Source organism: Vibrio sp. S11_S32, from assembly GCF_014694465.1.
GTDB lineage: Bacteria > Pseudomonadota > Gammaproteobacteria > Enterobacterales > Vibrionaceae > Vibrio > Vibrio algicola.
On sequence record NZ_JAAUWS010000003.1, the window covers coordinates 37,941 to 50,851 of the forward strand.

The window sequence follows — 12,911 nt, forward strand, 5'->3', positions numbered from 1 at the left end:
ATCCTTTTTAATTTATCCATCTAATTCGAGAAAATTCTGGATCAACTTAGATCCAGCTTTCGAGGAGCGTTCTGGGTGAAATTGCACCCCATAATAGTTGCCACTTTGCAACGCCGCGGTAAACGGCTGACCATAATCACAACGGGCAATAGTATGATCACCAACTTGCATCGCATAACTATGCACAAAGTAAAAATAACTCTCTGGCGAAATACCGTTAAACAATGGGTGTCCTGCCACCGGTTGAATTGTATTCCAACCCATGTGTGGCAATGGCAGATCGCCGCTGTCCATCAAACGAACTTCACCATCACACAAGCCAAGACACGCGACGTCTTGCGAGTTAGTTTGAGCGCCTTGCTGACCTTTTTCTTCTGATAACTTACCCAAAAGCTGCATGCCTAAACAAATGCCAAGTAAGGGCTTTTCGACTTGCTTAACCAATTCGATGAGATTACGTTGCTGCAGGTTTTTCATCGCTTCCGATGCGGTGCCGACACCCGGTAAAAATAGCTTATCTGCCGCCAAAACCACCGCGGGATCTTTAGAAATCGTGACCGTATAACCTAAGCGTTCAATCGCAAATCGTACCGATGACACATTGGCGCAGCCGGTATCAATAATCACGACTTTTTGATTGTTTATATCAGAGGATATTAGCGACATTAAAGCACCCCTTTACTGCTTGGCAGTTCATTACCTTCTACTTTTATTGCCTGACGCAAAGTACGACCAAAGGCTTTAAATAAGCTCTCGATGATGTGGTGATCATTATGCCCAGTAGAAGACAAATGCAAGGTACACGCTAGCGTATCGGTGAGTGAACGGAAGAAGTGCACCACCATCTCGGTTGATAGTTCGCCGACTTGCTCGCGGCTAAATTCAGCGTCAAATTTCAAATAAGGACGGCCAGATAAATCCAAACCGCATTGAGCTAAACATTCATCCATTGGCAAACTAAAGCCAAAGCGACCAATACCGCGCTTATCACCTAATGCTTCTTTTAGTGCTTGACCCAGTGCTAAAGCAGTATCTTCTATGGTGTGGTGATCATCGATATGCAAATCCCCCTCCACCTCAACCACCATTTGAAAACCGCCATGAGTGGCAATTTGGTCGAGCATGTGATCAAAAAAGCCCATACCGGTTGAAATGCTATTACCGCCCTGCTCATCGAGATTCACCGAGATTTTAATATCGGTTTCTTTGGTGGTACGGATCACGGTGGCTTTACGAGCATTGACGGTTAGGTCTTTTAGAATATCCAACCAGTTCATGCTTTCTGGGTTGTATTGAATACCGCGAATCGCCATATTTTCAGCCAGTTGTATATCAGTGGCGCGATCGCCAATCACAGCTGAGGTTTTGAAATCCACTTTTCCCGCTTGCAGATAATCTTTTACCATCCCCAGTTTCGGCTTACGGCAAGAACAATTATCAGCCTCAAAGTGTGGGCAGATCAACACATCATCAAACTTCACCCCTTGTGATGCGAAGATTTCCATCATCATATCGTGCGGCGCATCAAAATCCGCTTGCGGGTAACTGTCGGTACCTAACCCATCTTGATTGGTCACCATCACTAAACGATAACCGGCATCTTGCAGCTTTAATAATACGGGGATCACGTTTGGTTCAAACTTAAGTTTGTCTAAACGGTCGACTTGAAAATCAACCGGAGGCTCAACAATTAAGGTGCCATCACGGTCGATAAAAAGAATTTTATTGGCTTGGCTCACATCGATTTCCTTCTCAGAGCTTACGGCAATCCTAGACTGCCGTGTATACCTGTCGTACTTTAAGCTGCAGCTTTGTTGGCTACGTGCACTCACCCCAATCACTTAGACGAGCTAAACTCATGGGATTCATTTACTTGCCGCACTGCAACATCAATTACTTTGGGTATATATTTAATGATTTTATTTAAGCGGCGATCAAAGCGTTGCGCAGAAAACTTAACGTCTTCTCACACTCATCTCGGTTGCCGATACTAATGCGGACACAATCTTTGATCGGTGAGTTACGTAAAATAATGCCGTTATCCCACGCAGCCTTAAATACTGCGTCACCATCATTGAACTTAACTAATAAATAGTTACCCCAACCTTCAAACACTTCAATACCATCGAGCATACCTAAACCGGCTTGTAAATACGCTCGGTTGGCACTTAAATCCAACACTTGATATCGCATTCGAGCAAGGCCTGCTTCTGATAACGCTTGCACCGCAATATCCGACACCGGCACTGGCACTGGATACGGCGCAATCACTTTTGATAACACCTCAATAATAGAGGGATTGGCAAGAGTAAAGCCACAACGCAGTCCAGCTAGAGCAAAAGCCTTCGACATGGTGCGCAAAATAGCCAAGTTTGGATACTGCGCCAGTAAATCAACCGTGGACGCTTCAGGGCAAAAATCAATGTAAGCTTCGTCCATCACCACAATCGCTTTATCTTGCGTCAACTCTAATAAACGAATAATGTCTTCACGCTTGATCAGATTGCCGGTTGGGTTATTAGGGCTACACACAAACACCAGTTTTACCTTAGCCAGATTTGCTTGGATAGCCTCAAGATCTAATTGCCAATCAGAGGTTAAAGGTACCACTTTACGCTCAACACCCGAAGTTTCAGCGCTAATCGCATACATTCCGTAGGTTGGTGGACAATATAAAATCGCATCTTCATTGGGCTCACAAAATGCGCGGATCAATAACTCAATGCCTTCATCAGCGCCGCGAGAAGTTAATACTTGCTCTGGCGCGACACCGGCATAAGCGGCATAGCCATCAATTAATGCTTTCGGTTGGCACTCGCTGTAACGATTAAGACGTGAGAAATTGGTTTTATATTCATTATCAAATGGCGATTCATTGGCATTGAGCCACACATCACCGCAGCCACCAATACGACGAGCAGATAAATAAGGGGTTAATGCTTGAACTTGTTTACGAGCTAACCTTTCCATGTTGACTCCTAATTAATCGCCTAACTGGCTTTGATTTGATTCTTCAGTGCGGCTTAACTGATCAATACTACTTAGCTTTTCAATACGGCCTAGCTTTTCGATACGGATCGTCACCGCGCGTTTATGCGCATCTAACCCTTCCGCCTCTGCCATCGTCACCACGGTATCGGCCAAACCTTGTAAACCTTGTTGGGTTAATTGTTGCACTGTCATACGCTTTGAAAAATCGGCTAAACCTAAACTAGAATAAGTGCGTGTGTAACCATAGGTTGGTAAGACATGATTGGTGCCTGAGGCATAATCACCCACCGACTCTGGTGACCATTGACCTAAGAAAATCGAACCCGCGTTATCCAATAATGGCAGTAATGCCCGTGGGTCTTGGGTTTGAACAATTAAGTGTTCAGGGCCATAAGTATTGGAAATCTCAACGCATTGCTCTAGCGACTCTGTAATAATAAGCACACTTGAACCCAATGCTTGTTCGGCAATATTGCTACGCGAAAGCTGTTTAAGTTGCTGCTTTATCGCATCGGCAACTTGATCGGCAATCGTAGCTGATGGGGTTAATAACACCACTTGAGAATCAGGTCCGTGTTCGGCTTGAGACAATAAATCGGCCGCTACAAAGTCGGCATCCGCGCCTTCATCGGCAATCACTAATACTTCAGAAGGGCCCGCTGGCATATCAATCGCCGCGCCAGAAAAATCATTACTGACTTGACGTTTCGCTTCGGTCACAAATGCGTTACCCGGGCCAAAGATTTTATCGACTTTTGCCACAGTTTGGGTGCCATAAGCCATGGCAGCCACCGCTTGAGCGCCACCCACGTTATACACTTCATCGATATTGCAGAGCTTGGCAACGTAGAGTATTTCATCGGCAATCGGCGGTGGCGAACATAACACTACTTTGCGACAACCGGCAATTTGTGCCGGCACACCGAGCATTAATACCGTTGAAGGTAATGGCGCGCTGCCACCTGGAATGTACAAGCCGACTTTATTTATCGAGCGAGTGACTAATTCACACACCACGCCCGGTTGGGTTTCAACACTTAATGGCTTCGCTTTTTGTGCTTGGTGAAAAGCTGAAATATTTTTATGCGCTTGTTGCAACGCTTGCTTCATTTTATCGGATAAACGATTTGATGCGGCGTCAATTTCAGCCGCTGACACACATATGGAATCTGGTGCCACGTTATCAAATTTTTGCGTTAATGCTTTCAGCGCCGCATCACCGTCTTGTTGCACTTGCTTGATGACACCCGTGACAATATCGGTAATATTCGCGCCATCACTGATCGCAGGACGCTCCAAAATACTTTGTTGTTGCTGCTCACTTAATGATTGCCAAACCACTGTTTTCATCGTGCTTACTCCATCATTTTCTCAATTGGCAATACCAAAATCGAACTTGCACCTAGCTCTTTCAAGCCTTCCATCGTTTCCCAGAATAGATTTTCAGTACTGACTAAATGGACCGCAACCCGATTTTTTTCTTGAGAAAGTGGCAACACGGTTGGATCTTCTGCGCCAGGCAGTAATTTTTTGATTTGCTCTAGTTTGTCCGATGGTGCGTGCAACATGATGTATTTTGATTCTTTGGCTTGAATAACGCCTTGCATACGAGTCAGTAATTTATCAATCAATTGAAGTTGATCTTGAGAGAATTCCCCTTTGCGTTGGATAAGCGTCGCTTTTGAGCGGAAAATCACTTCGACTTCTTTTAGCCCATTGGCTTCAAGAGTGGCGCCAGTTGAGACTAAGTCCGCAATCGCATCGGCAAGACCGGCGCGTGGCGCAACTTCAACAGAACCGGTGAGCATACAAGCGCTAAAGTTAATGCCTTGTTCATCCATGTAGCTTTTTAACAAGTGTGGATAAGAGCTCGCAATACGCTTGCCGGCGAGATCTTGCGGGCCGTTGTAAGCTTCGTCTTTATCAATTGCAATCGACAAACGACAACCACCAAAATCCAAACGGCGCAAAGTGTTAAATTCGCATGGCTCACCCAGCGCTTTACGATCAAGACGCACTTCTTCTAATTCGTTTTCGCCAATAAAACCTAAATCAACCACACCATCCATGATCAGGCCCGGAATGTCATCATCACGAACCAGCAGTAAATCAATTGGCATGTTTTCACTGTGTACCACTAGGCGCTCACCGGCAATATTGAACTTAGCGCCACATTTTTTAAGCAACAATTGACACTCTTTGCTTAAACGGCCTTTTTTTTGAATCGCAATTCTTAATCGTTTGGTTTGCATAATCTCTATCCCTGTAATTTGTTTTATTAAATGTATTAATTAAAACCGTCCAAAATGAAAAAACCCCCGGAGAGATTACTCTTCCGAGGGTTTGAATCTGTTACTGATTCAGCGCCGGAAGAGTTATCTTCCGGATGCATACACTCACCCGCAAGATAAAACAGGATGATGGTGATGATGAATGTTCATATCAAATGTACGCATAAGTTTTCACTTTTGTTAATCAGTTTGTATAAGTTCACATTATCGAAGCTCGCCAATTTTTTCAACTATTAATTTAATTATTTTTAAGATGTTAGCCGAAACTTGGATTTTTCATCAATACGGGATCTGCCAAGTGCATTGAACGGCTAAAGCGAAAAAACCGCTTAGCAGCGCAAATGGCGAGCTAAACGGTTTATTGTTAATACCTTATGTATAAGCAGGCGAGACTTAAGCTTTAGTTGGCATCTTCGACTTTGCAATAATAGAAAGCGCAAAACAAACCAGCACAAAGGTAATACTCGATGCTAATAGACCCAACCATACATTGACCGTTAAGCCTAGCACTAAGAAACCAACCGCTGAAATAAACGCCGTAGCCAGTGCATAAGGCAACTGAGTAGAGACGTGATCGATATGATTACAACGTGCGCCAGTTGATGACAAGATAGTGGTATCTGAAATTGGCGAACAGTGGTCACCAAACACAGAGCCCGCTAATACCGCACTGAGCATTGGCAACATTAGCGCTAAATCCGTTGCGCCAGCCATGTCGCCTGCAATCGGTAACATAATACCGAATGTGCCCCACGAGGTACCGGTAGAAAACGCCATCACACCAGAGAGCAAGAATAAAATAACCGGCAACCAGTGATCATCAATGCTGCCTTCCACCAAGGTAGAAAGATACGCACCCGTACCCATATCTTTAATGACCGCGCCAATGGTCCAAGCAAATGCCAAGATCAAAATCGCACCAAACATCGATTTAGCGCCAATCCATAATGTGATTACCACATCTTTAATTGGCATTTTTTGTCTTGCTACGGTAATTAAAGCAACCACGATACCAACTAAAGCGCCAAAACAAAGTGATTGTCCGACATTGGTATTTTCAAATGCTTTTAATAAACTAAAGGCTTGCCCATCGTCTTCTAATACATTGGCACCCGAGGCAATCATAAAGTATACCGTGGCCACAATCAGCGCCACGATTGGCAAGATCAGATTGGACACTCGGCCATTCTTACTCTCTTCGATCTCAGACTCTTCGGTTAAATCGACCGCGTTATCATCTTTATCATCGGTTTTACCTTGTTTAGCCGCGAGTTCATGTTGACGCATTGGGCCCACATTTAAATCAAACCATACGACTGCAAACACCATTAACAAAGCAAAGATGGCATAAAAGTTCATTGGGATCAGGCGCATATAAGCTCCTAATGCTGAATACTCAGTAATACCATGCGAGACCAGGATGCCACTGACCACAGTCATGATATACGCTCCCCAACTCGACGCTGGCATGATCACGCACATAGGCGCAGCGGTTGAATCGAGGATATAAGCCAATTTAGAGCGTGAAACGTAATAACGATCGGTCACTGGGCGCGCAATGGCTCCTACCGCCAAACTATTAAAATAATCATCAATAAAGATGAATACCCCAAGCCAAACAGCGAGTAACTTTGCTCCACGTTTGGTTTTGATGCGTTTTTGCGCCCATTCGGCAAAAGCATAAGTCCCGCCAGATAACGTTAATAACGCAGTCGTCATACCAAGCAAGATAAGGAAAACAAGAATAAAGATATTATTCCAATTTAAACTTGCACCATCGACAAACACGCCAAGTGCTTTACTGCTGACATAAGAGAAAGTATGGACCAAAGAGTAATCAGCCAGCAAAAAGCCACCGAGCAAGATACCGAGCCCTAATGACAACAATACACGGCGAGTTAAGATCGCCATCGTGAGTGCAACTAATGGGGGAAGCAAGGATTCCGGAGAGGATGTAAAATCTATTAAATTCATGATCTTAAGAACCAAAATTGGTCAGAGATCTACTGCAGAAAGGATATTATTGAGCATTACAAACAATAAAATATCTTAGCACAAGCAAAGCTATGAGTAGGTTTGCTTACAGTAGCGCTCCATAGTGGGTAAATAATATATTTAAACCGACATTACGCCAACAGCAAGCGTAGATAAAACAGACAGCAGTTGAATGCATTATGTCGGTTCTTTTAAATATAAACTATGGCAGTGGTACACCTATTCGATGCACCCCCAGTAAGTTATTTTGATAAATATCAATAAAATAAGCACTATCGTGACAATTTTATTCTTACTTCGGCAAATATCCCTTTCACTTATACTCATCGGCATCACCCTAGCATAAGTTACTGATGAAACTTGCACCTCTACATCTTTTCAATACAACCATCTAGTCAAGATACGCATTTTAGCGGATCTCAAGATGCCATAGGGAAAGATGCCGCTTATTGTAATGATACAGAGGAAAATGGCAAGATAAATGACTAATCAATCTCCACCATTCTTCATATACATACATACATACAGTAAGTGGCTTATATATATACGATAAGCCCAGTACTATTCTAAACGCTATGTATGATATCGACCAGCAATAAAACGATATACAAAATAATTTAATATATAATTGAACTTTGTCGGATTTGTCTAATCTTATAGCTGTATCTTTAAATAATTTTACACATTAGTTAAAATAAAATTTCACATATAAAATAAAGAACGTTATTATCTACACACAGATGCAACAACACTATTAATTATTCTACCTAATACCAAATAGGATCAACCATGTCAGAAATCAAAAAATCAGCACTCCTTAATATTCGCAGCTTGCGCGCTTTCACTCGTGAAGAATTCACTTTACAAGAAGTAGAAGAGCTACTAGAAAAACTTTCTACTGTATATGAAGAAAGAAAAGCAGCTGAAGAACAAGAGCTTGCTCAACAAGCTGAACGTGATGCAATTTTAGCGGATTACGCAAATAAACTCGCAAAAGATGGCATTAACTTAGAAGATCTTGTTGCAGCGATGAGCGGCGGCGAAGTAAAAACTAAGTCTCGTAAAAAACGCGAGCCACGCCCTGCAAAATATCAATACACGCTAAATGGCGAAGTAAAAACTTGGACTGGTCAAGGTCGTACACCTTCTGTTATCCAAGAAGCTCTTGATTCTGGCAAATCAATTGATACATTTTTAATCAAGTAATCATTGATTAAAACGTTAAAAGGGGCGCTAATTTAGCGCCCCTTTTTTGTGTCTAACCTTTTACCATCGTCAATTAAAAGCGATGTTCATCTTTCCCAATACGCTTCTTCTAAGCTATCTTCTTTTTCAGGTAATCCGCGAGATAAACGAGGAGAATGTTGCGCCAACACTTCATAACTGGCACGGTTAGCATATTTACAAACTTGAGCAAATGATGAATAGGTTAAGAATGGATATTCATGCTTACTGGAATTAGGGATATTTTCTTTGTGGTATTTATTGGCGGCCATATCGTGCAATATTGCCGATAACGCGGCATCGCCTGCCCCATTGGTATTTTTAATCTTCTCAGGACCCCCCATATATGGGGCAATATGAGAATAGACTTTAATCGGATTGTTACATTCAAATCGACGCGTTGGTCGACTAAATTCAAAACGGTTAAATTCACCAATCGCACCCGGTAATAGCGGTAGTGTCGTTTCCCGTTTTGCATCGTCTTCAGTATAACCTGCCATATATAAACCAACCGGCCCTGCGGTACACAAGACAAGATCAACCCACTCTAAAGCTTTGTCTGAGGCCACTAATGGATCATGTTCGCCCGTTAATGCTTCCGCTTCTTCTTCATTCATGGCCAGCACTGAAACATTCTGTTGAATGAATTCTCGCCAATACTCAGGATCATCTTGGATCACATATTTAGTACCAAGTGTTAATACCACTGGAACATGGTGTTTCTTGGCAAATTCAATTGCTTTCATTGTGGCGTCTGGCATAGGATCGCCAGGCTTACAACGCACTAAATAAGCAGTTAATACTAATGCTGACGCACCAAGGAAAATAGATTCCGGAATACTATTGGGGGAAAGTTGATTCATTTTTCCTTCACTGATAGCAAAGGTACGCTCACCATTATCACTGATCAATGCAAAACAACGGCCAATCGCGCCATCAACCCCTTGTAAATAGTTCAAATCCATACGACTTGAAGTATTACAGATATAGCGGTAACCATAGCTACCGATCTTAATATTGTTGCTCATCACGCCCAATAAGGTCGATTTATCATCGGCTAATACTGAGTAATTGTGCAGTGTATTGCCTATGGTGCCACCGGCAAATTCATCGGTGATCAAGTCCTTTTCTTTTAATTCATTATATAAAGCTTCTGCTCTATCGTCGTCCAACACTAATGAATGTCCTTTACTTAATTGATATTTTTCGATTAAGTCGTCACTGACTTTCGCTTCAATATCAACCAAGGTTTGATCAATACCAATAATGTGAGTGCGTGTCATTGTTTTGCTTTCTTGTGCTTGGCTGACTAATGGATCGCGAGCATGGACAGGAAAATAGTGTTTGGACTTACGTTGACCAGGAAATTTCATAATGAGTATATTTAGTAGGGACAGGGTTATGGATTGTAGCGTCAGAAGTGGACTTCATCAATATGGAGACAAATAGCAATCGGTTGCGACAAGCAAAAAATCATTTATTCTCCATAAATGAAAAAAGCCACTAAAGGAAGTGGCTTTATATAAAGTAGACTATACCCAAATGATTTCACAACACATTATGGGGGTATAACGATAACATTAGAAGTTAACGTTAAGGCCGAGAGCAAATTTATCTGAACCAGCATCCCCACTCGCGTTTAAGGTATCTTTATCATATGACGCGTACTCAGCAAATACATAGGCGTTTGGAATGATATTATAAGACATTCCTACATAGTAACCCTGACCGTCCTTTTTCGCTGCTGTTTTATCATCAACAGTCACTTGACCTAAACCACCATAGATACGGTAATCGGAAAAACCGGTGTACTCGGCACCAGCACGCCATAACGTAATATCAGAATCAACTGCAGTCTTCGTCTTACCTACACCCGCTAGACGATTGTTTTGTAGACCATAATCGGCACCAACGGCAAAGCTATCTGTTAATGCATATTTAGCCCCTAGATTTTGTCCGGTGACATGATCCGAGCTATTAATAATATCGTAATCAAAATTACTCAACCCAATTGTTAGCGTCGATTCATCAAATGTAAAATCATACTTTACACCAGCGGTATACGCACCACGGATACTTTCCGCTTCATTACGAGTTTGATAGTTACCCGCAACAGTTAAACCACCGAATACTGGCGCAGAAACAAACTTAATCATGCCGTTATCACGACCACGGTCTGCTAATGTTTGGCTAAAGCCATAGTATTCATCAAAGCCACCAAGGTAAAAGTCATCATAAACGGTAGAGTTACGACCAAAAGTTAACTGACCAATATTGGTAAAATCAAAGCCTGCCCATGCATCACGATTTTCAAATGCACTGTCATCCTCTGCAGTAGTAAATTGAAGCTCATATTTACCAATTAATGCTAAAGAGTCATTCGCTTGATGGCGGAGGTTCATTCCCAAGCGAGAGTCATCAATTTTAACATCGGTATTGGTATGCCCGTTTGCCTTTACCGTTTCCACGACTGAGTAAAAACGGCCATTTAAGTCGATTGACGTTGTATCGTTTTTGTAAACTTCAGTGGCTTGCGCGGCTCCCGATACCGTGCCAGCTATCACTGCTAACGCTATAAAAGTCTTTTTCATAGTTAATTACTGCCTTTTCAATTTAATTCCATTTGTCTTTATTGTTTTGGCTATACGAAAACAGTAAGCGTAAAGATGCGATCGATACCGCTTTCAAGCTGAAACAAGAATGCAAAATAGACACAAAAAAGTCAAACAAGGTAAAAAAACATAAAACACTTTAATTATCAATTAGATGGACAAGAAATACCTTAAAATTCAACCATGCGAATAACATTGGCATTCATGGAAACTATGATACCAGATATTAAACATTCTCCCGATCAATGATAATTTCACAAAATATCCTGCCATAACCCCGTAGATGAGGAATATTCAACAGAATAAATTGCACAACGTTCAAAATAAACGCAAATAAAAAACAATGTTCGAGATCACGTTTTTGTAAGTTTTCTTAGTGAATTTATTTACAGATAAAAAAAATAGCTCCTATCAGGAGCTATTTTATTGTTTGAGTGCTTAAAATTAGTAATTACCAGTAGAAGCGAGCACCTAGACCTAAAAGAACTTCAGAATCAACCATTGTTGGACCAACAACATTACCACTGCCAGAGCCACCAGCTTCATAACCTAAAGTTGTGCCGTCAGCATATGCAACTTCCGCATAAACCCTCACAAACTCTAGCATTTGGTAGTCAGAACCAAGGTAAATCAATGTACCATCTTCAGAATCTAGATTGCCGAAATCAGGATCTTGCATTGTATATTCATAACCTGCGTAGCCTGTACCTTTATCAGACCAAGCAAATGTTCCTGCTAATGAGAAGCCATTCTCTTCAATACTTGAGTCCACTGAAGATTGACTTTTTAATTTAGCGTAATAATACGTAAAACCAATAACACCTTTCGAATAATTATATTCTGCAGTAGCTTCACCGTAAGTATTCTTCACATCTATACCTTTAGAAGCTTTAGGTTGGCCAATATTATAACCACCACCAACATGAACATCTAAATCACCAAATGACGTACCTGCAAATAATTCTGCAAGCTCCTGCTCCTTATCATTATTAGGCAGGCCATAATCAGCTTTAATCCAAAAACTATCAGCCACATACTCATATTTAATCATTGCATCATGTTCGGCATCAGACAGTGTACCGTAACGAAGCGCTGAACCACCATAGAAGTAAGAGTAATCTGCACCGTAGACATCATCCGAAACAGTCCACTGCTTACCAAATTTAATCGTACCTAGAGAGTCACTAGCTAGACCAAATATATGTTGACGTACATACATATCAGAGTCTTCATCAACAGAAACTTCAACTAAACCAATAACTTTAACGTCATCTGTTAACTTATAAGAACCATCGATACCAGTACGTGATGAACCAGAGCTTAACTCAGGGTTATTTTCACCAATATCATTCCACTTCAGCTCAGTTCGAAGTTGACCATAAAAGTTAATTGAGCCTTCATCTGTCTTATAAATTTCCGCTGCGCTAACAGAACCTGCCGTTGCTGTTGCTGCAATTGCTAATGCGATTAACGATTTTTTCATAATAATCCACTGCCTTTAATTGTTTTGAAATTCCCTTTGGGATTCCTTTCTTGTTATTTATGCTCATCGGTAACTCCGACCAACAAGCCATACATCTGATTCGCACAACAAGATTGCTAAAGTTCCGTCAAAGTGTCAAATTTCATAAAAAAACATAATCGATCATATAAAAAATGATAAAAACCCTTTACTTATAATGATTTAACTATTAATTACATCCATTTTCATAAAAATGCATTGTAACTCGAAATCAACACAGCACACGAGAACAAAACAAAATATCAACGTATAACACTAAAAAATAACATTTATTTA

At 41.4% G+C, this 12,911-nt stretch carries 10 protein-coding genes, 1 riboswitch and 1 other annotated feature; of the genes, 1 reads left to right on the forward strand and 9 read right to left on the reverse strand.

What is annotated here, in order from left to right; translation table 11 throughout:
- Nucleotides 1-12: 12 nt before the first annotated feature.
- The 6 genes from hisH to HC723_RS03020 form a co-directional block, all read right to left on the reverse strand.
- Nucleotides 13-666, reverse strand: coding sequence for an imidazole glycerol phosphate synthase subunit HisH (gene hisH / locus HC723_RS02995; protein ID WP_178306459.1), 654 nt, complete (start codon nucleotides 664-666; stop codon nucleotides 13-15).
- Entirely contained in the window at nucleotides 666-1,739 is a 1,074-nt protein-coding gene (gene hisB, locus HC723_RS03000) for a bifunctional histidinol-phosphatase/imidazoleglycerol-phosphate dehydratase HisB (RefSeq protein WP_153447319.1), read from the reverse strand. Before hisB ends, hisH begins: the two co-directional genes overlap by 1 nt.
- A 184-nt stretch (nucleotides 1,740-1,923) precedes the next feature.
- Nucleotides 1,924-2,970 (reverse strand): histidinol-phosphate transaminase, encoded by a 1,047-nt coding sequence (hisC, locus tag HC723_RS03005; protein WP_153447320.1) that lies wholly within the window; start codon nucleotides 2,968-2,970, stop codon nucleotides 1,924-1,926.
- Nucleotides 2,971-2,982: 12 nt separating this feature from the next.
- Nucleotides 2,983-4,341 (reverse strand): histidinol dehydrogenase, encoded by a 1,359-nt coding sequence (hisD, locus tag HC723_RS03010; protein ID WP_153447321.1) that lies wholly within the window; start codon nucleotides 4,339-4,341, stop codon nucleotides 2,983-2,985.
- 5 nt (nucleotides 4,342-4,346) lie between these two features.
- Complete coding sequence (gene hisG / locus HC723_RS03015; protein WP_153447322.1) at nucleotides 4,347-5,243, reverse strand: ATP phosphoribosyltransferase; 897 nt, start codon at nucleotides 5,241-5,243, stop codon at nucleotides 4,347-4,349.
- A 57-nt stretch (nucleotides 5,244-5,300) separates the two neighbouring features.
- Nucleotides 5,301-5,424 (reverse strand) — a sequence feature (His leader region).
- Nucleotides 5,425-5,675: 251 nt separating this feature from the next.
- Nucleotides 5,676-7,256 carry a Na+/H+ antiporter NhaC family protein gene (locus tag HC723_RS03020; RefSeq protein ID WP_190338179.1) on the reverse strand — a complete coding sequence of 527 codons (1,581 nt, stop codon included), beginning with the start codon at nucleotides 7,254-7,256 and terminating at the stop codon, nucleotides 5,676-5,678.
- A gap of 104 nt (nucleotides 7,257-7,360) precedes the next feature.
- Nucleotides 7,361-7,656: riboswitch (Lysine riboswitch) on the reverse strand.
- Nucleotides 7,657-8,066: 410 nt separating this feature from the next.
- Here HC723_RS03020 and HC723_RS03025 point away from each other — a divergent pair.
- Entirely contained in the window at nucleotides 8,067-8,483 is a 417-nt protein-coding gene (locus HC723_RS03025; protein WP_153447324.1) for an H-NS family histone-like protein, read from the forward strand.
- 86 nt (nucleotides 8,484-8,569) lie between these two features.
- Here HC723_RS03025 and HC723_RS03030 read toward each other — a convergent pair whose 3' ends face one another.
- The 3 genes from HC723_RS03030 to HC723_RS03040 all read right to left on the reverse strand — a co-directional run bounded on the left by HC723_RS03030 (nucleotide 8,570) and on the right by HC723_RS03040 (nucleotide 12,596).
- Nucleotides 8,570-9,874, reverse strand: a complete 1,305-nt coding sequence (locus HC723_RS03030; RefSeq protein WP_190338180.1) for an inosine/guanosine kinase — start codon at nucleotides 9,872-9,874, stop codon at nucleotides 8,570-8,572.
- 207 nt (nucleotides 9,875-10,081) lie between these two features.
- Nucleotides 10,082-11,092, reverse strand: coding sequence for a porin (locus HC723_RS03035; protein ID WP_190338181.1), 1,011 nt, complete (start codon nucleotides 11,090-11,092; stop codon nucleotides 10,082-10,084).
- Between the two features lie 472 nt (nucleotides 11,093-11,564).
- Nucleotides 11,565-12,596, reverse strand: a complete 1,032-nt coding sequence (locus HC723_RS03040) for a porin (protein ID WP_190338182.1) — start codon at nucleotides 12,594-12,596, stop codon at nucleotides 11,565-11,567.
- Between the last annotated feature and the right edge of the window lie 315 nt (nucleotides 12,597-12,911).

Bases quoted from the DNA above. Each gene is read 5' to 3' on its own strand.
- hisH (WP_178306459.1), bottom strand. From the start codon at position 666: ATGTCGCTAATATCCTCTGATATAAACAATCAAAAAGTCGTGATTATT.
- hisC (WP_153447320.1), bottom strand. From the start codon at position 2,970: ATGGAAAGGTTAGCTCGTAAACAAGTTCAAGCATTAACCCCTTATTTA.
- hisD (WP_153447321.1), bottom strand. From the start codon at position 4,341: ATGAAAACAGTGGTTTGGCAATCATTAAGTGAGCAGCAACAACAAAGT.
- hisG (WP_153447322.1), bottom strand. From the start codon at position 5,243: ATGCAAACCAAACGATTAAGAATTGCGATTCAAAAAAAAGGCCGTTTA.
- HC723_RS03020 (WP_190338179.1), bottom strand. From the start codon at position 7,256: ATGAATTTAATAGATTTTACATCCTCTCCGGAATCCTTGCTTCCCCCA.
- HC723_RS03025 (WP_153447324.1), top strand. From the start codon at position 8,067: ATGTCAGAAATCAAAAAATCAGCACTCCTTAATATTCGCAGCTTGCGC.
- HC723_RS03030 (WP_190338180.1), bottom strand. From the start codon at position 9,874: ATGAAATTTCCTGGTCAACGTAAGTCCAAACACTATTTTCCTGTCCAT.
- HC723_RS03035 (WP_190338181.1), bottom strand. From the start codon at position 11,092: ATGAAAAAGACTTTTATAGCGTTAGCAGTGATAGCTGGCACGGTATCG.
- HC723_RS03040 (WP_190338182.1), bottom strand. From the start codon at position 12,596: ATGAAAAAATCGTTAATCGCATTAGCAATTGCAGCAACAGCAACGGCA.